This window comes from Pirellulales bacterium (assembly GCA_036490175.1).
GTDB lineage: Bacteria > Planctomycetota > Planctomycetia > Pirellulales > JACPPG01 > JACPPG01.
Genome location: DASXEJ010000021.1, coordinates 24,703 through 47,142, shown reverse-complemented (window position 1 = coordinate 47,142; position 22,440 = coordinate 24,703). Strand labels below are relative to the sequence as shown.

Genomic DNA, 22,440 nt, shown 5'->3' with positions numbered 1-22,440 from the left:
GCAGGGGTTCGGCCAGCAGCGTGGCCGGGCCGCCATGTACCGCGGTCACGAGTACAAGACCAACCTGCTGCGGAAGGTCTCGCTGGAGATTCTGGTCAACGACGATTTTGTCGACCGCACGATGGACTGCATTAGCACAGTGGCGCGTACTGGGCCCGAAGGAAGCATTGGCGACGGCAAGATTTTCGTCCTGCCGGCCGAACGCGTGGTGCGGATTAGCGACGTGCTGCAAGGTCCGGAAGCCGTGTGACGACACGTGTGCGGCACGTGCCGCCGATGGGGCTCTTCAGCTTTTTCTCTCATTGTTCGGCGCAAGTCTGTCATGAACCCTGCCCCTCGCGCGTTGGTTTTGCTGTTGTCGACGGATCTGGCGACTTCGTCGAAGGTGGCCGGGGCTGGTGCCCGCCAGCGTGTGCAAATCAACACGATCAATAGCGTGGCGGCGATCGCCGACCGAGCCGCTGCCGACAGTTACATGTTGGCGATTATCGATCTCAGCACCCCGAGCCTCGACGTAGGAGAGGCCGTGACACAGTTGCGGGCTCTACCGCAACCGCCGGGCAAGATAATTGCTTTCGGTCCGCACGTACACGAAGCACTGCTCGAGCGCGCGAATGCCGCCGGTTGCGATTTGGTGCTGTCCCGCGGCCAGTTTCACGCCCGCGTGGATGAGCTTCTCGCGGATCTTGGCTAGCGCGGCCTATCCCCCGGTGAAGCACCCCGCACAATTTCTTCGTGGCGATCGGGCCGCCTACTCCGGTTCGAGAGGGAAATGGCTGACAATTGCGCGTCGCAACGCATGTTGATTGGCTGATGTGTTCCTGGTAGGTTCACATGGGTCCTGCACCTGTCTTGCTCCCCGCCGATCCCGCCCGAACGGAGCCGAACGTTGCCACCTTTTCCTACTACGCATGCGCACGCGATCGGTATGAATCGGCGCGAGCTGTTGCAGGTCGGCTATTGCGGATTGCTGGGCATGGGGTTGCCGTCGCTGTTGGCGCGTCGCGCCCAGGCTGCAACCGGCGCGACGTCTGTCACCAGTGGCAAAGCCAAGAGCGTCATCCTGGTCTTCTTGACCGGCGCGCCCAGCCATATCGACACTTTCGATATGAAGCCCGACGCCCCGGCCGAGGTCCGCGGCAGTTTCCAGCCCATCTCGACTGCGGTGCCGGGCATCCAGATTTGCGAGCATTTGCCGCTGTTGGCCGCGCGGGCCGATCGTTACGCCATCATTCGCTCGATGACTCACGGTTTGCCCAGCCACGAACACGCTACGCACATGTTGCTGACAGGCATCGACAAGATGCCCCCCGGTGCCACGCACATGGCCTCGCGTTTTGATTGGCCCTGCTATGCGTCGGGGCTCGACTTTCTGCGGCCCCGCAATGACGGCATCCCGAATGGCGTGATGCTGCCCACCTACTTGAATAACGGCTACGGTTTCTCTGGCCAGGACGCCGGTTGGCTCGGTCCCCGGCACGACCCGTGGCACGTCACGCAAGATCCCAACGATCCAAAGTTCAAAGTCGAACTGACAAGCCTGCCCGTGGGTCTCTCGGTCGAGCGCCTTGCGCAGCGGCAGTCCTTGCTAGCCGAGATCGAACAGCAGCGCGCCGGATTGGTGGCACGGACTGATCGTGGACCCTTTGCCGACTTGCAACAACAGGCTTTTGATGTGCTGACCTCGGGCAAAGTCGGGCAGGCTTTTGCCATCGATCAGGAACCGGGAGAGTTGCGCGATCGATATGGCCGGCATGCGTTCGGCCAGTCGCTGTTGTTGGCACGTCGGCTGGTCGAGGCGGGTGTCCCGATCGTGCAGGCCAATATGGGACGCATGAATAATTGGGATACGCATAACGACAACTGTAAGCAGCTCAAAGAACGGTTGCTGCCGCCGCTGGATCAGGCCCTGGCCACGCTGTTCGACGATCTTTCAGCCCGCGGCCTATGGGACGATACGTTGGTCGTGATGGTGGGAGAATTCTCACGCACTCCGAAACTGGGAGGCAACGTCGGCACGGCCTCGTTTACGCCCGACGGCCGCGATCATTGGGCCGGAGTATTCTTCGCACTGTTGGCCGGTGGCGGCGTGCGCGGCGGGCAAGTGCTTGGCAAGTCCGACAAGATCGCAGCCTTTCCCGCCTCGCGGGAATACTATCCCTCGGACCTGGGGGCGACGATCTATAGCGCGCTGGGGGTCGGCAGCGAGGCCGAAGTGCGCGACCGCATGAACCGGCCGATCCGCCTGAACCAGGGCCAGGTCATCGAGCCGCTATTCACCGGCTAACAACCTTGGCCTCCGGATTGGAACGCCATTGCAACGCGGCCACGATTGTCTGTCCTTCGAGCGCCTGCGTCATGCTTTGTCCTTGATCGCCGTGGCATGGGATTCGAAGTCCACGGTGTCGGCCACCGATTTGCGGCGCAATTGGAGCACGGCCGCGCCTTTCTCTTTCCACCAGGTGCGCGCATCGGCCTCGGTCCACGTGCCGAGCCCTGGAATCTCGTCCAGCGCGTGCAGAATATCGAGCGCCGTTTGCGGGCGATCCTTTGGGTCTTTGGCCAAGCAGGCGACGATCAATTGGTTGAGTGCCGGGGGAATCGCCGGATTAAAGGTCTGTGGCGGCGGCGGCACGATGTTCATGACGTGAAAGAGCACGTCCAAATCGCTGGCACAGTGGAAAATACTGCGGCCTGTCAGCAGGTTGTAGCCGACCGCCCCCAACGAATAGAGATCCGAGCGCGGGTCATTTACCGTGGGGTCCTTAAGACGTTCTGGCGCCATGTACAAAGGCGTGCCCGTAAGCGCCGTCGACGCGGTCAACGTCGGATCGTCACCTCCGCTGGCGATGCTTTTGACCAGTCCGAAGTCGAGCACCTTCACGAAATCTGGCTGGCCACCGCGCTCGCAGAGCATGACGTTATGGGGCTTGATGTCTCGGTGTACCAGGCCGATGGCGTGAGCCTCGGCCAGAGATCCGCAAATCTGTTTCAGGATCGCCACGGCCCGCGCGGGGGGAATGGCCCCTTCGATCTGAATCAACTGGGCCAGCGACGCGCCAGGCAAAAACTCCATCGCGTAGTAAAACACGCCGTCGGCCGTGCGGCCAAAGTCGTAGATCTCGATGGTATTGGGGTGCGTCAATTGGCTGGCCAACTGCACCTCGCGTTCGAAGCGCGCGATGGCGATGGTGGTCATCTGCTCGGGCTTGAGCAGCTTGACGGCCGTTGGACGCCTGAGCATGGCGTGCCGTGCGCGATACACGACGCCGATGCCCCCTTCGCCGATCTTCTCTTCCAAAGTGTATTGGCCCAATTGGCGTGCTACGCCGATCTGTCGTTGCAATTGGGCAATGTGATAACCCGAGTAGACCAGCCCCCCGGTGGCCATCAGTAGCACCACCAGCGGCAACCACGAGGCGATGATCGGATAACGCAACGGTGCGTAAGCCTCGGCGTAATCCACCTCGGTTACGACACCGAAGCCATATTCGGGCAGCCACTTCCAGGCGCCGATGACTTTTACGCCGCGGTAGTCGCGATAGCCGTGTACATCGAATCCGTCTTGCTGTGCGATTGCCAGGTGGGCCGCGCGGGTGAGCGGTAGCGTCTCTTGGGGCGACGACAGCTTGGCGCCCTTGGTCAGGTCCGCTCCAGGGTCGCGCACCTGCATGTTGAAGATGGCCCTTGCCTGTTGCTCGTTGGGGATCAGCCCCGCCGATTTCAGCTGATCGTTGAAGCGGCTATCCGAGAGAAACCATCCCCGCTCGTCGAAGGCGTATGTCTCGCCGGACTTGCCGATCCGCCCCACGGACAGGATCCGAGTGAATTGTTCGTCGGCGCTTACTCCCAGATTGAGCGAGGCAACGATCGTGCCCGCTTCGTTTCGCACCGGCGTGCTTACCCAAATCATCGGCTCATCGAGTCGCACAGGGCGATCGAGTGCGAACGACCCTTGGGGATGGGGGCGGGCGACGCGTGTCTGGCCAGCAAAGGCGTAGGCATTGTCGGCCATCCCCTCGGCGTTCAAGTGAATGCCGATAGCGTTGTTGGCCCGTGCACCGAGCACGAGCCCCGAGCGATCGACGACGGCGTACGCCGTGCGACCCTCGGCGTCTTCGATATACGCCGCCAGCGATTCGCGCAGCGTTGCCTGGGCCGTTGCCTCGCGCAAGGCGGTAGTGGCATCGTCGGCGGTTGCGGAATCGCGCGCCAGGCGTACCAACTCGGCAATCGGCTCGTATACATCTTCCTGGCGGGCCCAGCGTTTGGCCTCGGCTTGCTGCTCGCGCAGCCAAAGCTCCAGCGCGGTCAGGTCGGCGTCGAGCACGGTCTGTAACTCGTCGCGTAGCACGTCGCGCAGAGAATTCTCGACCCCGTAATGTGACCAAACGCCCCCGGCCAGCAGCAACAGCAAGGCCAACAGTCCGGCCAGATAGGTAACCTTCCGTTCGACAATGTCGTGCCAGACCACGCCGAAGGCACGCCGGGCAGTCGCCGGCACATGCCAAGGATCACGCGGTCTGATGGCGTATCGCTCGTGGGGCTCCTGAAGAATCGTCTGCGTGGCATGGTGCGCGAGCAAAGATTCGACCTCGGAACGGAGCGCTGCATTGCCGCCGCATTCACGCCCCAGGGTCTCGGCCCGCGCCGATTCGTCCAGGCTGCAAACCAAGAGGAAGAGCTTCTTGGCGCGATCGTAATGGTCGCTCGTCACGGCACGGATTCCCCGGCGAGTTCTCGTCTCATCCAGGCGCGGATGATTTTCCACTCGTTTTCGACGGTGCGCTTCGAGACGCCGAGAACCTGGGCCACCTCTTCGACCGTCAAACCTCCGAAGAAACGCAGCTCAACGATCCGCGCCTGCCGGCCGTCGATGGCGTTCAGCTTATCGATCGCCTCGTCGACGGCCAGTATATCGGCATCGTGGTCGGGTGAGACCATCAGATGCTCGTCTAGCGCGATACGATGCCAGCCGCCGCCTCGTTTGTCGCGGTGCCTGGCACGGGCATGGTCGACCAGTATGCGACGCATGGCCTGCGCGCCGACGGCGAAGAAATGCGTGCGCCCTTGCCAGTTGACCCGCGTCTGGTCGATCAGCCGCAAATATGCCTCGTGTACCAGTGCCGTCGGCTGCAGCGTGTGGGCCTTTGTCTCTTGGCGCAAATACGCGCCCGCCAATTCGCGAAACTCGTCGTAAACCAGCGGCATCAGCTCCTCGGCGGCGCGGTGATCTCCCGCGGCGAGTTCGTTGACAATCCGAGTTGCTTGTTCAGACGGAGTGGCGGGCATGCGGGCGGCCCTGTAGAGCGCGCGTGACAATTGCTGCCAGTCATCGCGACAGCAAGCCCCGATTGTACTTCATCCGGGATCGATGTGAGGCTAATTCCCGTCTCGCCTGAGGGCGGTCGCCCAGCGTCCGCCGGTTCCATTCTGACTGTCACGACAGGTTCGTCGAATGGGGCCCGGAAGTATGACGGGCAATGACGCTGGCACATTTCCCCGGTGCGGCCTGAGAGGAGTTTGGGGGCTGGGCAAATCGCCCTAAGCGCATCGCCGCGCCATTCAGGCGTGCTTCCTGAATGCCGTTTCACCCAATGAAAAAAGGCCGGGAAAGGCTGATCCGCAGGGCGGTCGGCTCAGCCGCTGGCGGACATTCTTGAAAATCTTTGCGGACTCGGTGCGCAAACGTCGCGTTATCCAGTGAGCCCCGGCGGGGAAAGGCCTGTTGGCAAATCACCCGGCCGAGGCCGATCGAGCGCTGGCTTACGGAGGTGCCGAAATGTGCGTTTTGCAATGTCCGTGTGGGTTGGTGGTATCGACCGCTCGCGCCCAAGTCCGCTGCATTCGCTGTGGCCGGACGCTGGGGCCGTGCAATCGGCTGACCGTACCAACGCCACCGATCACGGAGACAGAAACGGTATCGCAAACCGCAACAAGACCGGACGGGCCAGGCACGACCGAAAACGGGCCCAACGGCCAAGGGCCCGCGGCCCTGACGACCTACGTGACGCTGGTCGTCATTGCCGCCGCACGCAGTCTGTTTGCACGCGGCGACAGCGTTTGACAGGTGACCACTCGCGGCGAGGGCCGTGAGTGAAGGAATAGTTGGAGTTACCGGGGCCGCAGAATTTCGGCGGCAGTTTCAATCAGGGTGGGATTCTTTCAATTGAGGAAGTTGTAACATGGTCATGCCGAATCAAGATCACGACTGTAGTTGCCGGCGGCCGAGCAATGGCCGAGTTTCCGGGGCGAGAGATCTCTTGTTGACCAGTGGTCCGTTGCACCGCATCGCCGAGGTGCGGGCGCAACAGGGAGTATCGCTGAGGGCGGCGCGGCAAGGGCTGCTGCTGTCGACCGACGAGGTCCGCCGGCAAGAGAACGAGAATTACGACCTGTTGCTCAGCGAGCTGTATCGCTGGCAAAAGCTGCTGGACGTGCCCGTGGCCGAATTGCTGAACGAGCCCATGCTGCAACTTTCGCAGCCGGTGCTGGCACGTGCGGCGCTGGTAAAAGTCATGAAAACGGCCGCTACGATCCTGGAGAGTTCGCAGGATCCGTGCATGCACACCCTGGCCGAGCGCCTGATCGACCAACTGCTGGACGTCATGCCGGAACTGGCCGGCATCTCGGGCTGGCCCTCTGTGGGGCAGCGTCGCACGTTGGACGAACTGGGCCGGATCGCCGAGCAGCCGTACTCGATCGCGCCGGTGGACGACTATTAGGCCGGGGGCTTTCGGCCGCACCGCAGAATTCGCTTTGCGCGTGCGGCCGACAGGGGTAGAATCAGCCTCAGCGTCGCTTCATCCAGACGGCAGGCTGAGGAACTGGCGATGGCGTTCTTATGGCAGGGCCCACAGACCCGATTCCGGGTCGGCCGTTATGTTTCAAGATTTGTGGCGGTGCGCGGCCGCGGCCGATTCCTCGCACTGACATTTCTATGCATCGGCGTGTACGGCTGGTGCTTAAATCCGCTGCATGGTCTGGCCGAGGCACCGGCAGCACTGCCTGCTGTTCAGCCGCCGGCGGCGACGGCTTTGGCCGCGCCCAATCATGCCCGCGCGCGAGAGATGACGGCGCAAATCGACCAGGCACTGGCCGAGGCGTGGTTGGCGGCGGGCATCGAACCGACGATTGCGTCGGACGACGCCGAGTTCATGCGACGTATCTACCTGGACCTGGCCGGCAAGATTCCTTCCGTCGCGCAGTCCAGAGAGTTTCTGTCCGATACAGGGGCCAATAAGCGCGAGCGGCTTGTCGACCAACTATTGGCGAGCGCGATCTGCGCATCCCACTTCGCCAACACCTGGCGAGATACTTTGCTGTTGGGGACGAATCCCGAGTTGCGTGTTTCGTTACCCGAGCTGGAGTCGTGGCTGCGACTGCGTTTCACCGCCAACACGCCTTACAACCAACTGGTGGCAGAGTTGGTATCCAGCAGCAGCGCCCTGCCCACGCGCCGCGGGCAACCATTGGCCGGGACCATTCCCAGTCCGATTGCCTTCTTCCAGGCGAACGAACGCAAGCCAGAAAGCATCGCCGCCAGCCTATCGAGCGTTTTCCTGGGCGTGCAGGTCGAATGTGCCCAGTGCCACGACCATCCCTTCGCCAAATGGAAGCAAGAAGATTTCTGGTCGCTGGCGGCGTTCTTTCGCGGCCTGGATGGGCCGACTGCCGACAACATGATGATGGTGTCGCTGTCCGACAGTTTCGATCGGGGCGGATTGAAAATCCCCGGTACCGAGATGGTGGCGCTGCCAAAGTTTTTGGACGGGTCCGTTCCCACGTGGCGGGCCGAGATTGGCAATCGGACGGCGCTCGCCCAATGGATGACGCACCCGCAAAATCCGTTTTTTGCCCGCGCGGCCGTGAACCGCGTCTGGGAGCAGTTTTTCGGCAAGAGCCTTTCCGCACCAGCTGACTCCGTGGAAGCGCCTGACCCGCGCCGCGCCCAGTTGGTGGAGCAGTTGGCCGAGCAATTTGTTGCCACGCGGTTTGATCTCAAGCAGTTGATGCGCGGCATTGCCCTGTCGCGCGCCTATCAGTTGTCGAGCAAGGTTCCGACGACCGACACGGACCTAACCGCTCAATTCGCCTGCATGCCTGTGCGCCGCATGACGGCCGATCAGCTATTCGACAGCCTGGTGCAGGCGACCGGCTTTTACGAAGCGCCGCCGCCGCGCAACGCGCAGCCGTTTCAGGCCGATTCGGTGCGGGTTGATTTTCGCAACAAGTTTGCCGCCGAGGGGCGCCAGCGCAGTGAAAATCAAACCACGATCGTGCAAGCCCTGACGCTGATGAACGGCAAGCTGGTGGGAGATGCGACCAGCGTCGACCGTAGCAAGACATTGACCGCGATCCGCAAGATCCCCTTCGTCGACGCCAAAGATCGCGTGGACATGTTGTTTTTAGCGACACTTTGTCGCATGCCCCACGATGACGAAACGGCCGAATTCCTGGCCTACGTCAAAGCCGGCGATCAAGACGGCCGCTTGGCCGATGTCCTGTGGGTGCTTTTGAATAGTGCCGAGTTCGTGTCCAACCATTAATGCCAGCGGCGAATCGCGTGCCGATTTCAGCCGCTGATTCTAGGAGAGGCGAGCATGAGCCGATTGTTGAAACGCCTGTCGGATCTATCGCGCAGCGATCGTCGCCGTTGGATGCAACTCTCGGCGGCCGGGGTGCTGGGCGGCTCAATGTCGGGCTGGCTGGAAGCGCTGGCCGCGGCCAGCAATCCTGCCAAGCGGCGCGGCAGCTGCATCCTGCTGTGGATGAACGGCGGACCGAGCCAGATGGATACCTTCGACCTGAAACCGGGCACGGACAACGGCGGCTCTTTCAAAGACATCGATACCACGGTGTCGGGCGTAAAGATCTCGGAACACTTGCCGCGCCTGGCGACGCATGCCTCGGACATGGCCATCATCCGCTCAATGACCACGAAGGAAGGGGACCACGGCCGTGCGACCACGCTGGTGCGCACGGGCTATCTGCCGGTGGGTGCGATTCGCTATCCCACGCTGGGATCGCTGGTGGCCAAGGAGTTGGGGCACGACGATGCCGAACTGCCGAACTTTGTCAGCATCGCGCCTTTCAGATCGCTTGCGCCGGCCGCTTACGGGCCAGGTTTTTTAGGTCCGAACTACGCGCCATTGGTGGTTGGCGACGGCCCTAGTGGCGGCGAGGGCAACAGCCCGGTGGCGCTGAAGGTAGAAAACCTCGCGCTGCCGGACACAGTTAGCCCGGATTCGGTCGACGGCCGGTTGTCGTTATTAACGGCGCAGAATAACCGCTTCATCCGCGAGCGCCCGGCCGCGGCCCCGCATGACGTGGCTTACGGGCGGGCGGTGCGTTTGATGCGCAGCGCCGCTGCCAAGGCTTTCGAACTCGGCGAAGAGACCGATGCCACCCGCGAGCGGTACGGCAAAAGCAAATTCGGTCAGGGTTGCCTGCTGGCCCGTCGATTGGTCGAGCGGGGCGTCCCGTTTGTCGAGGTCACGCTCAGCGGCGTCGACAACCAGGTACTTGGTTGGGACACGCACGCCGATAATTTCGAGACCGTGAAGAAACTCAGCGGAGTGCTTGATCCGGCCTGGTCAGCTCTCTTGGACGACCTGCGCGCTGGCGGCTTGCTCGACAGCACCATGGTCGTGTGGATGGGGGAATTCGGCCGTACCCCCAAGATCAATCCTGGCGGCGGGCGAGATCACTTTCCAAATGCTTGGAGCGCTGTGCTTGCAGGCGGCGGCATCCGCGGCGGCCAGGCCATCGGCCGCACGAGCGCCGATGGCACCACGATCGAAGACCGCCCGGTCGCCGTGCCCGACCTGTTGGCCACGATTTGCCAGGCTCTGGACATCGATCCGGCAAAGCAGAACATCTCGAACACGGGCCGGCCGATCGGTATTGTCGATAGCAAGGCCCAGCCGCTGGCGGAGATTCTTTAGATGCAGCGGTTGTGCCTGGCGGTTGTGTATCTGTTTGGCTGCGGAGCGGTATTGGCGGCAGACGATGCGCCGCTTGATACGTCGGTAAAGGTGAACGCCTCTGTCGCAGCCCGCGACGAAGTGGCTGCCGATGTACAGGACCTGATACTCTTCACGCCCTTGAAGCCGCTCGCGCTGCGGCTGCACATTGCAGTGGATAAAACCCCGTTCCGGCAAGCGTGGCAGGAGCGCATCGAGCGGGCCTTTGCCGACATCGATGCTGATGGCGATGGTCGCATTACGGTCGAGCAAGCCAGCAAGCTGGCCGGCATGATTTGTGGACCGGGCCGGGAGGCGGTGGCGGAATTAAAGCGATTGGCAGTTGACGGCGCCACGTTGGGCTCGGCAGAAATGGTCGCGTATTTTCTGCAGGCCGCGCCGCCGCTGGTTGTGCGCGAGGAGCCGAGCGTGAACGGGACGGCCATCTTCGCCATCCTCGATTCCGACGGCGATCGTCGGCTATCGCTGGCCGAATTACAGGCCGCCGAGCAATTGCTCCGGCGTCGCGACTTCAACGATGACGAAGCCATTACCGCCGATGAACTGATTGACGATCCGCGCGCCGTGGCGAAATCGGACGTGTCTGAAGGGAATTCGATCGGCGAGACGCCATCGACCGTGCTGGCCCTGGGGTCTGACGTCTCTCGCGCGCAGATTGCCGCGGCCTTGCTAAAGCATTACGACCGCAACCACGACGGCCAACTCTCGATCGCGGGCGACGATGCCGAACTACTGCCCGAGCCAGCGATCGTGCGCCAATTGTCCGACGCGGATTCCGGCCGCGCGACGGCCGACGAATTGGCCGCGGCCTACCAGCAACACTTCGATCTGGAAGTATCGATTCCGATCGGGGCTGGTCCCGCCGGAACACGGCGGTCGAATGCCAGCGGCAAAGCCTCGGCTTTTACGATTCATCGTCGGCTCACGGGCGACCTGCGGATTGAAGGGCGTGGACTCGAGATCGAACTAAGGCGGCATAATCGCAATCCGGGCCGCAGCATCGACGACGAGTTTCCCTTTGCTGACTACGATGGCGACAAGAACGGTTACCTGGACGAGGCCGAGTGTCAGCGCGCGTCGCTCGTGGCCGGTTCGCTGGTGGCGATGGACGCCGACAAAGACGGCAAGGTTTCGCCGGAGGAATTCAAGCCCTATCTGCACACCAGGGTGCAGGCGGCCAGCACGCGGCTGGTGTTGCGAGTCATCAACGGAGGGCAGGACTTATTCGATCTTTTGGACAGCACGTCAGATGCTCCGGACCATCAGCTCTCTGTGCGCGAGATTCTGGCCGCGCCGCAATTGATCGCCGTGGCGGACCGCAACGGCGATAATTTTCTGGCAGGGGATGAGATCACGCAGCGGCTGACGCTGGAACTATTTCGCGTGTCGGCCGAGTTTGCCGACGCCCGCACTGCCGGGGCGCGATTGGGTCTGGGTGGGTCAAAGCGCGAGGCGCATGCCGCGGGTCCGGAATGGTTCGTGGCGATGGATAGAAACCAGGATGGTGATCTTAGCGCGCGAGAATTTCTCGGCACGGCGGACGCGTTCGCACGGTTGGATAAGAATCGGGATGGCCTGATAGATGCCGACGAAGCAGCCGCGGCCCCCGCGCCGTAGCCCACTGCGTGTGACACTCCGGCGAGCGACACCCCCGCGACGTTCATTTGGTCGCACACCAGAAATCGCGGAGCGCGGCCCGCACCTTTTCACCCTCGGCGCCGACCGCCAGATAATCTTCGGCATTCGAGCAGCGAATCAACAAGTCGGGACTGTCCGCGCGTTCCTCAATGACGCACACCTGTTCCAGGTTCAGAATCACCTTGCGATTTTTATGGTGGAACTCGACGAAGGCGGGCATCGTTTCAAATCCCTCCGTGTGGTTCGATCGTCTGGTACGAACAAGACGCCGCGTGACGTGCGGACCGATTGTTAGCCGTCTAGCAGGCGAAAAATCGTAGCCGCATTGTACTGACCGGCCGGCCCACGAATGCGCAAATGCCCTGTATAAACCGTAAGCCTGGGCATCAATAACGCGCAAACATGATTGGTTCGTTCTTCAACCAAAAAGAGAAAGCGAGGCGCCATCGAAGGCTCGCTCAGGAAGCCACCGACGGTAGTCGATAGTGCAGCCATTGGCTGCTGGTGGCACCTAGGCTGTCGTACAACCGCTGCGCCGTGGCATTCGATGTTGCCGTGGTCCAGATAATCGCGTCGTAGCCAAGCTGCTGGGCATGCTGCCGACAGTGCTCGATCAGCGCCCGGCCGATCCCTTGCCCTCGCGCGCTCGGCGCCACGTAAAGATCGTTCATCAAACATTGCACGCAAGCCCGCACCGAGGAGTTGGTGAAGTACAAGGTCGCCATTCCGACGGCGGCGCCATCGTCGGCTCGGGCCAGGAACAGGATTCCTTGCGAGTGATCCGTAAGAAATCGGGAGAAATGCCGGCGGTTGCGTTCGGCATCGGGCGCGGCGAGATAGAACTGCTGATAGGCCGCCACCAGCGGCAATACTTCAGCAAAGTTGGCCTCGGTGACGGTTTGGATCTGCATGCCAGCCCTCAGCTTGATCAAGAAACGATTTCACACGGTCCACCCCTATAGCAACGCACGTAGCGATCGGCTCGTGCAAAGAGGTCTGGTCCATCCACCAGGTTCGCGCTTTCCAGATCGGCCATCTATATAGCGCATTGCGCAGAGGGGGCAGGCATGCCACTACCCGTGGTCTGCATGTTCCGCCGCCCGATTATTGTCCGCCGGTCACTTCGGTCGGGCCGGCCTGCGGGCTGGGGGGTAATGTGGCGGCGGTGAACCAACCCATCATCATCTCGTCCCAGCTCTGCTCGCCGAAGAAGACCCATTTGTTGGGGTCGGGATTCGCCGGGTTCGACGGCGAATTATCGTACGTCGCGAAGCAGCGTAACTGCGTCCCCTTGGGCATCAACTTCGGCTCGGCCAGCACGTAGTCGATTTGCCAGTTGAAGTCCCAGCGGGGAACATCCAACAGCACCTCGCGCTTGCCGGTGGGATACCATGCTTCGTAACGGAACGATTTGCCGCGCATATGCATGTGCGGCGTGAGGATCAACAGCAGCCGGTCATCCTCGAATCGGTGCATCGAGAAAGATTTGTAGTTCGCCATGCCGGGTGGTATGGCGATGGCAAAGTTCACGGCCCAACCGGATTCGACTTCCTGCTTCACGTCCTTGGCATCGCACAGCACCAGGCCCAGCGAGCTGAGATCCTGCTGTGGGCGGCCGTTGGGCGTGTAGTGAACTTGCATGATGATTTTCGACCCGGCCGGAATCCGTTTCGCCATGCCTTTCTGGACTTGCCGTGGAGGCGAGCCGGGAGCATACGCCGCCAGCAGCGAGCCGCGGCCAATCTCGAGCGGCTGGCCCGGCGGGTGCAAAAACACCAGTATGTGATGGACCACGGAATGGTTGCCCGGCCGGGCTTCGCTGGCAATCGACCATTTGTCTTCGGTGAATCCCGGATCGATGACGTAGTGCTGGTAATCCACGACGCCTTCGGCCGGAACCTGATACGGTTCGGCGCGCATCTTGAAGACCACGTCCGGCTGCGGAATGTTCCAACCGTCGACAAACGTGCGCGGTGCAGGCTGCTCGGCAGGATCTCCCTCGGGACAGCCCGAGGCGACCCACTGCGTGATTTGCCGTTTTTCTTCGTCGGAGAGCCGTTGATCGTTGACGAATTTCCCGTGCTTGGGATCGGCGAACCAGGGGGGCATGCGTCCTTGGTCAACGACCTCGCGGATGGTTTCGCCCCAGCCGACTACCTCGGCATAGCTCGTCATGGCGAACGGGCCAATCTCGCCCTCGCGATGGCATTCCACGCAGTGCCGCTGGAAGATGCGCGCGATCTGTCGCGAATAGGTGATCTCGGCGTCTGCCGCGGGACGCGTCACGCGACCAATAAAACATCCTGGGGCCGGCAACTCGGGCTGGGACACGTTTCCGCCAGCCAGCAATTCGTCGATGGCCGTGGCTAGATCCTGCCGTGTGGGCTTGGCCTTTTGCACGCCGATGCCGAATTGATCGTCGATGCGTCCTTGATAGCGCACGACGCGTTTTTCGTCCAACAGGAACACCTCGGGAGTGCGGGTGGCGCCCAGCTTGTCGGCAATCATGTTGCCGCGATCGACCAACAGAGGAAACGTGATCCCATGCTCGTGTGCGTAGGCCCCGACCTCGTCAGGGGTGTCTTGCACGTTGGCGTCGATTCCCAGCACACGTACGCCACGTTCCGCGTATTGAGCCGCTAAATGTTCGAGGCGCGGTCCGTACAGTTTTGCCAGGGGACACTCGGTGCCCAAGAAGGCCACGACAACCAAGCGCGCGTCCTGCAGATCGGCTAGTGCATGTTCCTGGCCGCTGGCATCGGGCAGGCGAAAATCAGGCGATTTCTGGCCAAGGCACTTCGGCAGCACGTCCGACGCTTCGGCTCCTGACGCGACCGGCGAACACCAGGCACAGGAGAGCATGACCAAGACCATCGCACCACGGAAACGCAAGTTGGCAATCATCGCAACGTCCCAATAGCCTGAGGCCGATGTTTTTTTGACAGTAGAAAAGACAGCGCGGGCAACCCGCTAATTGCTCATTTCGTGTTTGCGAGACCACTCGCCTATTTCGTTTACTGAACGCCCGCCATGTTACGAATGCCCGTATAAGCCACGAGCGCTCGCACCAGTTCTTGCGCCAGCACATCCATGGCTGGGTCGTCGATTTCACCTAATTGCAATTTTAGTTCGACCGTACACATCACCATCGACAGGCCCGCCTCGACGGCCAATTCGGGATCAGGATGCGCGATCTCGTCCGTTCGTGCGGCGACCAATTCCTTGAGTCGTTTGGCGGCATGGTCGCGGGCTTGTTTCCAGACCTGGCGAAAGCGCTCGTCGCTACAGGCCTTGGCCGCGAAGGCCCGCAAGAGTCCCTGCCGGTCGCGATGCAACTGAACGAGAAACGGAATCGCTGTGGCCAGGACCGCCGCGAGCGACTGGTTCTGCCACCGCGGCGGATCGAACAGCGCGTCGGTCAATTCCGCCTGCTCTTGCCGGAAACGCTCGTACAGGCACCCCAAGAGTGCGTCCTTGTCGGGAAAGCGGGCGTAGAACGCCCCCACGGACGAGCGGCTTTTGCGGACGATATCGCCGATCGAGATTTCCTCGAACGGGTGCCGGGTCAGCAGCGCCTCGGTCGCATCCAGTATCCGCCCGAGCGTTTCTTCACTGCGCGCTTGCGTATGTGGGTGGGCCCATTTGACGTTCGGCTCGGCGGCGACGGCCATAACTCGGGGCTCCTCGTAGAACCAGAAACAGAATCTGATTCTAGTTCAGGACAAGCGCAACCGTCAACGGCAATTCGCCCAAATTGAGCCATAACGGCCAGATGACCCGCTTCAACGGGCGGCAAAGAAACCTGGCATCGCACTAGGAGGAACGTGAATTGGCGTGGGCAGACGCCATGCTCTCGGCAATTAGCGAGGCAGGTCCATCAGTTGGCGCGAGACTTTTTAAGTTCCCCGCGCCCCGCGGAGTTGTCTTGGACGCGGGTGCTGCGAGGTCCTATTGGCCCGCTGCTGAGACGCCCAAAAAAACGGCGATCCCGTCGCGCGCAGTCGCAATACGCGCGACGGGATCGATCCGAGGCTCGAACTACTTGATAAACAGCATTTCCTGGTAGGTCGGCAGCGGCCACAGGTCGTCGGCTACCCAGCCTTCCAGTTCGTCGGCGTACTTGCGGACGGCTGACATGGCCGGCAGCACTTCTTCGCAAAAGTGACGCGCCTCGTCGTCCAGGCTGGCGGCACCGTGATGGGCCAGGGCCTTTTCCAGCATCGAGGTGCTGTCCTGCAGGCACTTCACCAACTCGGTGATCTTGTCCAGCGTGTCGGTATCGAACTCGTAGCCGACCAGCTTCAGGTTGGCGCAGGTCGATGCCAGTTCGTTCTGATAGCGAATGACGGCCGGGAAGATCAACGTCTTGGACATCTCAATCGTGAGCAGCGCTTCGACGCGGACCGTCTTGCAATACTGTTCCAGGTAGATGTCCAAGCGGCTTTGCAACTCGCGCTCGGATAGCACCCCGTACTTGATAAACAGGGCTTTCACGTCCGAATCGCTCAACTCGGGAAGAGCGTCGATCGAGGACTTCAGATTCTTCAATCCTCGCTTGGCGGCTTCCTGGTGCCAGGCGGCCGAGTAGCCGTCGCCGTTGAAGACGATCGACTCCGACTCGTTGATGATCTCGGTCAACAACTTCTGCACAGCTCCGTGCAGGGCGTCGGGCTTGCCGGCCGTGGCGGCCTCGAGCTTGGTGGCACAGTAGTCGAGCGATTCACAGATGATGGTGTTCATCGCAACGAGCGGGCCGGCGATCGATTGATTCGATCCCACCGCACGGAACTCGAAGCGGTTGCCCGTAAAGGCAAACGGGCTGGTACGGTTACGGTCGCCGGCATCCTTCGGCAATGGCGGCAACACGTCGACACCGACCGTGAGCGTTCCCTTGGCGATCGAACTGTTGGCACCGCCCGCCTTGATCTGCTGGAAGACGTCGGTCAGTTGGTCGCCCAGGAAGATCGAGATAATCGCCGGAGGAGCCTCGTTGGCGCCTAGGCGGTGATCGTTGCCGGCCGTGGCGACGACCGCCCGCAGCAAGCCTTGATACTTCTTGACGGCACGAATGACCGCCGCGCAGAACACCAGGAATTGGGCGTTCGTGTGCGGGTTGTCGCCGGGATCGAGCAGGTTGCCTTGCGAGGCACTACCCAGCGACCAGTTGACGTGCTTGCCCGAACCGTTGACGCCGGCAAAGGGCTTTTCGTGGGTCAAGCAAGCCATGCCGTATTTCTCGGCGACGCGCTTCAGGGTGATCATCACCAGGTGTTGATGATCGGTCGCCAGGTTGGCCGATTCGAAGATCGGCGCGATCTCGTATTGGCCCGGCGCCACTTCGTTATGACGGGTCTTCACCGGCACGCCGAGCTTGCTCAGATCGCGCTCGACTTCCAACATGAAGGCCAGCACGCGCTCGGGGATGGCGCCGAAGTAATGATCTTCGAATTCCTGCCCCTTCGGTGGCTTGGCTCCGAACAGCGTGCGGCCTGCTGTGTACAAGTCGGGCCGCGCGAAATAGAAGTGGCGATCAACCAAGAAGTACTCTTGCTCGGGACCGGCTGTCGACGCCACGAAGGCTCCGTCGTCGTGGCCGAACAGCTTGAGAATGCGATGAGCCTGCTTGTTCAGGGCCTGCATCGACCGCAGTACGGGGGTCTTCTTGTCGAGCGCTTCTCCGGTCCACGAGACAAACGCCGTGGGAATGCACAGCGTGGTGCCGTTGGGGTTCTCCAAAATGTAGGCCGGGCTCGTTACGTCCCAGATCGTGTAGCCGCGCGCCTCGAACGTGGCGCGAATACCGCCGGTCGGAAAGCTAGAGCCGTCGGGCTCGCCCTGAATCAGAGCCTTGCCACTGAACTCGGCCAAGGCGTTCCCCTCGCTATCGAGCGAGAGAAAGCTGTCGTGCTTTTCGGCCGTCAGCCCGGTCAGCGGGTAAAAGACGTGAGCATAGTGGGTGGCTCCCTTCGAGATCGCCCAATCCTTCATGGCCGCGGCCACGACGTCGGCAATCGAGGGATCGAGCTTGGCCCCCAACTCGATTGTTTTGATGAGCGCCTTGAAGACGGGCTTGGGCAGCCGTTCTTTCATGACTGAGCGGCTGAAAACATTCGCGCCGAATACCTCGTGCGAAGCGGTGTCGGCAAAGCTCAGGGGGGGCGAGCTCGGGCGCCAGTTCGTCACCGCCGAGATCGCGGCCGAACGTGCCGACGCGTGCGCAGGCGCTCCATGGGAGTTGCCAGCCGCCGCCGAACCATTTCCATTGGTCGAAGTGCCACCGAGGACGTGGGTACTCACTGATTTCATCCCTTCCAGAAACTTGACGCTGGGGACGACCGCCTAACAGGACGTTAGCCCAAGCGAACAGCAGAAATCGTTCGCCGATCCGTGGCGCAGAAGCGCGGATACAATCCTTCCGCTGCGCGAGCTTTAGGCAATCGGCGTGCCGGGGCGGCCATAAAAACGGCTTGTCGTGGCCCTAGTATGCCGAAACTGCCGTCTGAATCAAGGGTTATGGCCGAAAGCTGACGGCCGGCTCTCTGTTTGCCAAAAGTTAAGCACTCCGGCGCTGCCCCCTGTGTAAGCAGCAATTGCGCGAGCCGTTGGCGACTCGCACGGCCACGCCATCAGCCACTTACAGTCAAATGTGAAACATAGGAACGTTGCACCTCAGCCGCATGCGGACCAATTTCGTAGGGGAATCGACAATTTATTGCGATTCGGTACAGGGGCGGATACCTTGGAATGGTCGCTGCTGGCCAGAATCGGGCAGTTGCTTCGCATCTTCTATCTCACTCGCGCTGCGCTGCGGAGCACGCTACTGGTCGCCTTCGAACGCTGACGCCTTGGGGGGTTGTAAGCGATGTCAAGCGGCGCGACACGCTTACCCCAGTCGTTTGCCGTGTTTAGCGGTGATACTCGGCTTTTCGGCGATACTGCTCTGCGCCTTGGCCTGCTCGCTTCACGCGGCGAGAGGGCCATCTAAAAACTGATCGCACAAAAAATAGGGCATCAATAATGTTCGCGTTGCAACTGCATTCGTTGCGGAATGGTTTAATCGCGGTGACGACGAGTGTTGTTGGAATTGTCACAGCGAATATCACGCTCGCCGATAGTTTTCAGGGATTGCCATTCGTTCATGGCCAGAGCGGCGCAATGGGCGTTTCGTCCAATGGGACAATGATCGTCGGTTACACTCAAACCAATCAATCGATTTTCTCGCCGTACTTTGAAGAAGGGGTTGTATGGACCAATGGGGTGATGACGCCACTCACCAACCTGCCCGATAATGGGTTCATAGGGTACGCAAAAGGTATTTCAGGCGATGGCTCGACGATTCTTGGTCAAGGGTTTAGCGACTCGCTCTCTGCACAGTACCTGTTGCTAAGGGGCGGCAACCTGTCAACGCTCGGTCAGCTGTCGACGAATGACGGAGTAATTCCAGCTGGCATTTCTTTCGACGGCTCGATCGTTGTCGGTCAAGCCTTCGACGCCAGCATGAATACCGAGGCGTTCCGCTGGCAAAACGGCATAATGACCGGCCTGGGATTTCTGCCTGGTGGTTTTATCAACTTCAGCGAAGCCACCGCAGTGTCGGCCGACGGAAACGTAGTCGTCGGCCATGGCGTATCCGCCGCCTCGAGTTCCAATCAGGCGTTCCGCTGGGTCGCCGATGGGATGGGGGGCGGGATCATGACACCGCTGGTAATCCCGCAAGGTGAAAACTCAACCGTCGCCCTGGCAGTGTCAGCAGACGGCCAGACAGTCGTTGGCTATGGCGGTACGAACGGCGGGAATTCCGCCTCGCTGATGTGGAAGGATGGGACGGTCACGAACCTTGGGCTGCCGGCAGGCTATACATCGACCGAGGCTGTGGCGGTTTCTGGCGATGGCTCGATTGTCGTTGGGTGGAACACATTCGGCACAAGCAATCTAAACCATCAGGCGTACCTTTGGACGCAGAATACCGGCATGCTTCCGTTGCAGGATTATCTGATCGCTCATGGTGCCACGAATGTCGCTGGGTGGAATCTGTACGTTCCGACCGCGATCTCCGCCGATGGCCGAACTGTCGTTGGCTACGGATACAATCCCCAAGGACAACTCCAAGCCTGGAGCGCGACGATCCCCGAGCCTTCGACACTCGCCCTTCCTTTACTTGTGGTGCTAGGGCTGTTGTTCTATCCACGCCGCGGTCGGGGGTTGGCTTTGGGCTCGTAAGCGATCGTCATACTTCAGAAATAGCGGGCCGCGCCGATTTCTTGGCCAAACGCAAACGGAGCAAATTTTTGCGATTTAACCGCCATGAATTCTTGCTGGGAGGGAAACGAAGGAGGCTCTGTTTGGTGCTCGCCTCCGTACGTGAAGGCTAGTTGAATCTCTCCGACGCCCGGAGTGCGGACCGATTCTCGCGCATTAAACGGAGACATGCACGCCATTGCCTTACTCCTTCTGTGAGTCCCGCAACTTTACAATTCCTTTACGAGTTCTATCTTTTTACTTCCTCCAGATCGAATCGCCGTGCCGAGCGAAAGCCGTAATCTAGCCGCCGATGCTTTGCAGATCTGGCGTGCCGGCGTGGCGGCCGTTGATTCGCGACTGCTGGTTCGTAACGCCTTGCGCGTCGAAGGGGATCGGCTGTTCGTGGGTCACGATTCATACGATCTGAAGGCCATCCGCCGCATCGTGGTAGTCGGCGCCGGCAAAGCAGGAGCCGGCATGGCCGAAGGTGTCGAGCAGGCTCTCGGGCCGCGCTTGCTTGCCGAGAAGCAGGTGGCAGGCTGGCTGAATGTGCCGGCCGACTGTGTGCGACCGCTCGCGGCGATTCATTTGCACACCGCGCGACAACCGGGACAGAACGAGCCCACGCCCGAGGGGGCCGCGGGCGCGGAGCAGATTTTGCGTTTAGTTGGGGAAGCCACGGCCGACGATCTTTGTCTGGCGCTCATTTCGGGGGGCGGAAGCGCGCTATTGCCGGCTCCGGTTGCGGGTATCTCGCTCGTCGACAAGCTGGCTGTCACACGGCATCTGAGCGCGGCGGGGGCCGACATTCGTCAGCTCAACACGGTCCGCAAGCAGCTCAGCCGAATCAAAGGGGGGGGTCTGCGGCGCGCGTGTCGGGCGGGGCGACTGGTTACGCTCATTATTTCTGACGTGCTCGGCGATCCCTTGGACATCATTGCTTCGGGCCCGACAGTTGACGATCCGTCGACTCCGGACGACGCCCTGGCCGTGCTTGAAAAGTTTCATGCCCAGGAGGCTGGCATCGCTCCGGCGGTGTTCGACTATCTGCGGTCTGCTGCGAAACGATCTGACCATCGAACCGGCTGCCCGGCCACGAACCTGGTAATCGGCAACAATTCCACGGCCGTGGATGCCTCGGCCCGTGAGGCGGCGCGGCTGGGTTATACGGTCGAAACGGCGCCGACAAATCCGCGAGAAGGCTTTGCCGAAGATGTAGGACGCCAGCTCGCCGACAAACTTCTGGTCATGCGACGGGCAGCCGGACCGCACTGCCTGGTGAGCGGAGGCGAGCCGGTGGTGAAGCTAGCGCCGGCCGAGACGCGCGGGCGGGGCGGGCGCAATCAACAGCTCGTATTGGCCGCGGCCGAACAACTGGCCCACGAGAACGTCGATCACTTTGCGATGATTTCGGGCGGCACTGATGGAGAGGATGGACCAACCGATGCCGCTGGCGCGCTACTCGACGAGCAGATTCTTGTCGCAGCCCAGTCGCGCGGTCTCGATACGGCCGATTATTTACGCCGCAACGACGCCTATCACTATTTCGAGCCGCTCGCCGCGCTCGTCAAGACCGGGCCCACGCACACCAATGTATGCGATGTGCGGGTGATTGTGGTCGACCCGCCAGAGCGCCAAAATGACGTCGGCAGTCAGAGCTAACTGCTCGTCGCTGGCGGTCCACTGACGGTTTTGCGCATAGCCACCATGCGTCCGCGTGCGCAGCCGTGCGTATGACGCGAGCGCGCCAGCACTTCCAATAAGTATCAGAAACCAGACTCTCAGGAGGTCTCATGTCGGCGGAATTTCAAGATCGCGTGGCGCTGGTCACAGGCGGCTCGCGTGGCATCGGCCGGGCCACGGCACTACGCCTGGCGAGTGAAGGGGCCGATGTGGCGATCAGCTATGGCTCGCGCGTTGCCGACGCTAAGCAGACCGTGGCCGAGATCCGCCAGCTAGGGCGGAAGGCGATCGCCGAACCGTGCAACGCCGCGCAGCCGGCCGACGTAGCGCGGCTGGTCGCGCGCACGCGCAGCCAGCTGGGGCCGATTTCGTTTCTCGCCCATTGCGGCGCCATTAGCAACATCGCCGACCATAACCAGCTGACCTATGACACCTGGCGAGAAATGATCGACGTGAACCTGAACGGAGCCTATCTGGCAGTATTCGCCGTCAAGGACGAAATGATCGAACGCGGTTTCGGCCGGATCGTCACCGTCTCGTCGATCGCTGCGCTGTTGCCGCGACAGATGCAGATCCACTACTCGGCCTCGAAGGCGGGCGTGATGGCCCTGACGCGTTGTTGTGCCGAGGCCTTCGCCCCGCACAACGTGCGCGTCAATTGCGTCGTGCCCGGCCTGGTAGACACCGAGATGGCCGACGTGCTACCGCCAGAGCGCAAGGCCGAAGTGATCGCCGCCACACCCTTGCAGCGGATTGGCAAACCCGAGGAGCTGGCCGCGCTGATTCGCTTTTTGCTGAGCGACGAATCGAGCTATATGACAGGGCAAAGCATCGTCGCCTCGGGCGGAAGGCTGATGATGGCGTGAATCGCCTGGGGCGAAACCCGCAGCGA

Annotated in this window: 18 protein-coding genes; 10 read left to right on the top strand and 8 right to left on the bottom strand. The window is 61.4% G+C overall.

The genetic code is table 11. The features are described from left to right. The 3 genes from VGG64_02110 to VGG64_02100 all read left to right on the top strand — a co-directional run. Positions 1-250, top strand: a 250-nt coding sequence (locus VGG64_02110; protein HEY1598368.1) for a P-II family nitrogen regulator, incomplete at its 5' end; no start/stop codon positions are given. A gap of 72 nt (positions 251-322) precedes the next feature. Further along, positions 323-694, top strand: coding sequence for a hypothetical protein (locus tag VGG64_02105; protein HEY1598367.1), 372 nt, complete (start codon positions 323-325; stop codon positions 692-694). A gap of 234 nt (positions 695-928) precedes the next feature. Then, positions 929-2,287, top strand: coding sequence for a DUF1501 domain-containing protein (locus tag VGG64_02100; protein HEY1598366.1), 1,359 nt, complete (start codon positions 929-931; stop codon positions 2,285-2,287). Between the two features lie 69 nt (positions 2,288-2,356). Here VGG64_02100 and VGG64_02095 read toward each other — a convergent pair whose 3' ends face one another. Both VGG64_02095 and VGG64_02090 read right to left on the bottom strand, forming a co-directional pair. Then, complete coding sequence (locus tag VGG64_02095; GenBank protein ID HEY1598365.1) at positions 2,357-4,717, bottom strand: serine/threonine protein kinase; 2,361 nt, start codon at positions 4,715-4,717, stop codon at positions 2,357-2,359. After that, on the bottom strand, positions 4,714-5,292 hold the full coding sequence (locus VGG64_02090; protein ID HEY1598364.1) for a sigma-70 family RNA polymerase sigma factor: 579 nt from the start codon (positions 5,290-5,292) through the stop codon (positions 4,714-4,716). The genes VGG64_02095 and VGG64_02090 overlap by 4 nt, the downstream gene beginning before the upstream one ends. 971 nt (positions 5,293-6,263) lie before the next feature. Between VGG64_02090 and VGG64_02085 the strand changes: the two genes are divergently transcribed. The 4 genes from VGG64_02085 (at position 6,264) to VGG64_02070 (ending at position 11,603) form a co-directional block, all read left to right on the top strand. Then, positions 6,264-6,725 (top strand): hypothetical protein, encoded by a 462-nt coding sequence (locus tag VGG64_02085; protein HEY1598363.1) that lies wholly within the window; start codon positions 6,264-6,266, stop codon positions 6,723-6,725. A gap of 108 nt (positions 6,726-6,833) precedes the next feature. Continuing rightward, entirely contained in the window at positions 6,834-8,549 is a 1,716-nt protein-coding gene (locus VGG64_02080) for a DUF1549 domain-containing protein (protein HEY1598362.1), read from the top strand. A gap of 54 nt (positions 8,550-8,603) precedes the next feature. Further along, complete coding sequence (locus VGG64_02075; GenBank protein ID HEY1598361.1) at positions 8,604-9,947, top strand: DUF1501 domain-containing protein; 1,344 nt, start codon at positions 8,604-8,606, stop codon at positions 9,945-9,947. Beyond that, positions 9,948-11,603 carry a hypothetical protein gene (locus VGG64_02070; GenBank protein HEY1598360.1) on the top strand — a complete coding sequence of 552 codons (1,656 nt, stop codon included), beginning with the start codon at positions 9,948-9,950 and terminating at the stop codon, positions 11,601-11,603. Between the two features lie 43 nt (positions 11,604-11,646). Here VGG64_02070 and VGG64_02065 read toward each other — a convergent pair whose 3' ends face one another. From VGG64_02065 to VGG64_02045, 5 genes are all read right to left on the bottom strand, one after another. Further along, the gene (locus VGG64_02065; GenBank protein ID HEY1598359.1) at positions 11,647-11,844 is read right to left on the bottom strand and encodes a hypothetical protein; all 198 of its coding nucleotides are present in this window, start codon (positions 11,842-11,844) and stop codon (positions 11,647-11,649) included. Between the two features lie 238 nt (positions 11,845-12,082). Beyond that, the gene (locus VGG64_02060) at positions 12,083-12,535 is read right to left on the bottom strand and encodes a GNAT family N-acetyltransferase (protein ID HEY1598358.1); all 453 of its coding nucleotides are present in this window, start codon (positions 12,533-12,535) and stop codon (positions 12,083-12,085) included. Between the two features lie 193 nt (positions 12,536-12,728). Then, on the bottom strand, positions 12,729-14,528 hold the full coding sequence (locus VGG64_02055; protein HEY1598357.1) for a redoxin domain-containing protein: 1,800 nt from the start codon (positions 14,526-14,528) through the stop codon (positions 12,729-12,731). Positions 14,529-14,638: 110 nt separating this feature from the next. Next, on the bottom strand, positions 14,639-15,295 hold the full coding sequence (locus VGG64_02050; GenBank protein HEY1598356.1) for a TetR/AcrR family transcriptional regulator: 657 nt from the start codon (positions 15,293-15,295) through the stop codon (positions 14,639-14,641). Between the two features lie 367 nt (positions 15,296-15,662). Further along, the gene (locus VGG64_02045; GenBank protein HEY1598355.1) at positions 15,663-17,921 is read right to left on the bottom strand and encodes a glutamine synthetase III; all 2,259 of its coding nucleotides are present in this window, start codon (positions 17,919-17,921) and stop codon (positions 15,663-15,665) included. A 720-nt stretch (positions 17,922-18,641) separates the two neighbouring features. Between VGG64_02045 and VGG64_02040 the strand changes: the two genes are divergently transcribed. Then, entirely contained in the window at positions 18,642-19,844 is a 1,203-nt protein-coding gene (locus VGG64_02040) for a hypothetical protein (GenBank protein ID HEY1598354.1), read from the top strand. 14 nt (positions 19,845-19,858) lie between these two features. Here VGG64_02040 and VGG64_02035 read toward each other — a convergent pair whose 3' ends face one another. Then, positions 19,859-20,062, bottom strand: coding sequence for a hypothetical protein (locus VGG64_02035; protein HEY1598353.1), 204 nt, complete (start codon positions 20,060-20,062; stop codon positions 19,859-19,861). An 82-nt stretch (positions 20,063-20,144) separates the two neighbouring features. Between VGG64_02035 and VGG64_02030 the strand changes: the two genes are divergently transcribed. Beyond that, positions 20,145-21,527 (top strand): DUF4147 domain-containing protein, encoded by a 1,383-nt coding sequence (locus VGG64_02030; GenBank protein ID HEY1598352.1) that lies wholly within the window; start codon positions 20,145-20,147, stop codon positions 21,525-21,527. A gap of 131 nt (positions 21,528-21,658) precedes the next feature. After that, positions 21,659-22,414 carry an SDR family oxidoreductase gene (locus VGG64_02025; protein ID HEY1598351.1) on the top strand — a complete coding sequence of 252 codons (756 nt, stop codon included), beginning with the start codon at positions 21,659-21,661 and terminating at the stop codon, positions 22,412-22,414. Positions 22,415-22,440 lie beyond the last annotated feature (26 nt).

What these genes read in the sequence shown, in the direction of transcription:
- VGG64_02105 (HEY1598367.1), top strand. Translation starts at nt 323, where the DNA reads ATGAACCCTGCCCCTCGCGCGTTGGTTTTGCTGTTGTCGACGGATCTG.
- VGG64_02100 (HEY1598366.1), top strand. Translation starts at nt 929, where the DNA reads ATGAATCGGCGCGAGCTGTTGCAGGTCGGCTATTGCGGATTGCTGGGC.
- VGG64_02090 (HEY1598364.1), bottom strand. Translation starts at nt 5,292, where the DNA reads ATGCCCGCCACTCCGTCTGAACAAGCAACTCGGATTGTCAACGAACTC.
- VGG64_02080 (HEY1598362.1), top strand. Translation starts at nt 6,834, where the DNA reads ATGGCGTTCTTATGGCAGGGCCCACAGACCCGATTCCGGGTCGGCCGT.
- VGG64_02075 (HEY1598361.1), top strand. Translation starts at nt 8,604, where the DNA reads ATGAGCCGATTGTTGAAACGCCTGTCGGATCTATCGCGCAGCGATCGT.
- VGG64_02070 (HEY1598360.1), top strand. Translation starts at nt 9,948, where the DNA reads ATGCAGCGGTTGTGCCTGGCGGTTGTGTATCTGTTTGGCTGCGGAGCG.
- VGG64_02065 (HEY1598359.1), bottom strand. Translation starts at nt 11,844, where the DNA reads ATGCCCGCCTTCGTCGAGTTCCACCATAAAAATCGCAAGGTGATTCTG.
- VGG64_02060 (HEY1598358.1), bottom strand. Translation starts at nt 12,535, where the DNA reads ATGCAGATCCAAACCGTCACCGAGGCCAACTTTGCTGAAGTATTGCCG.
- VGG64_02055 (HEY1598357.1), bottom strand. Translation starts at nt 14,528, where the DNA reads ATGATTGCCAACTTGCGTTTCCGTGGTGCGATGGTCTTGGTCATGCTC.
- VGG64_02050 (HEY1598356.1), bottom strand. Translation starts at nt 15,295, where the DNA reads ATGGCCGTCGCCGCCGAGCCGAACGTCAAATGGGCCCACCCACATACG.
- VGG64_02040 (HEY1598354.1), top strand. Translation starts at nt 18,642, where the DNA reads ATGTTCGCGTTGCAACTGCATTCGTTGCGGAATGGTTTAATCGCGGTG.
- VGG64_02035 (HEY1598353.1), bottom strand. Translation starts at nt 20,062, where the DNA reads ATGGCGTGCATGTCTCCGTTTAATGCGCGAGAATCGGTCCGCACTCCG.
- VGG64_02025 (HEY1598351.1), top strand. Translation starts at nt 21,659, where the DNA reads ATGTCGGCGGAATTTCAAGATCGCGTGGCGCTGGTCACAGGCGGCTCG.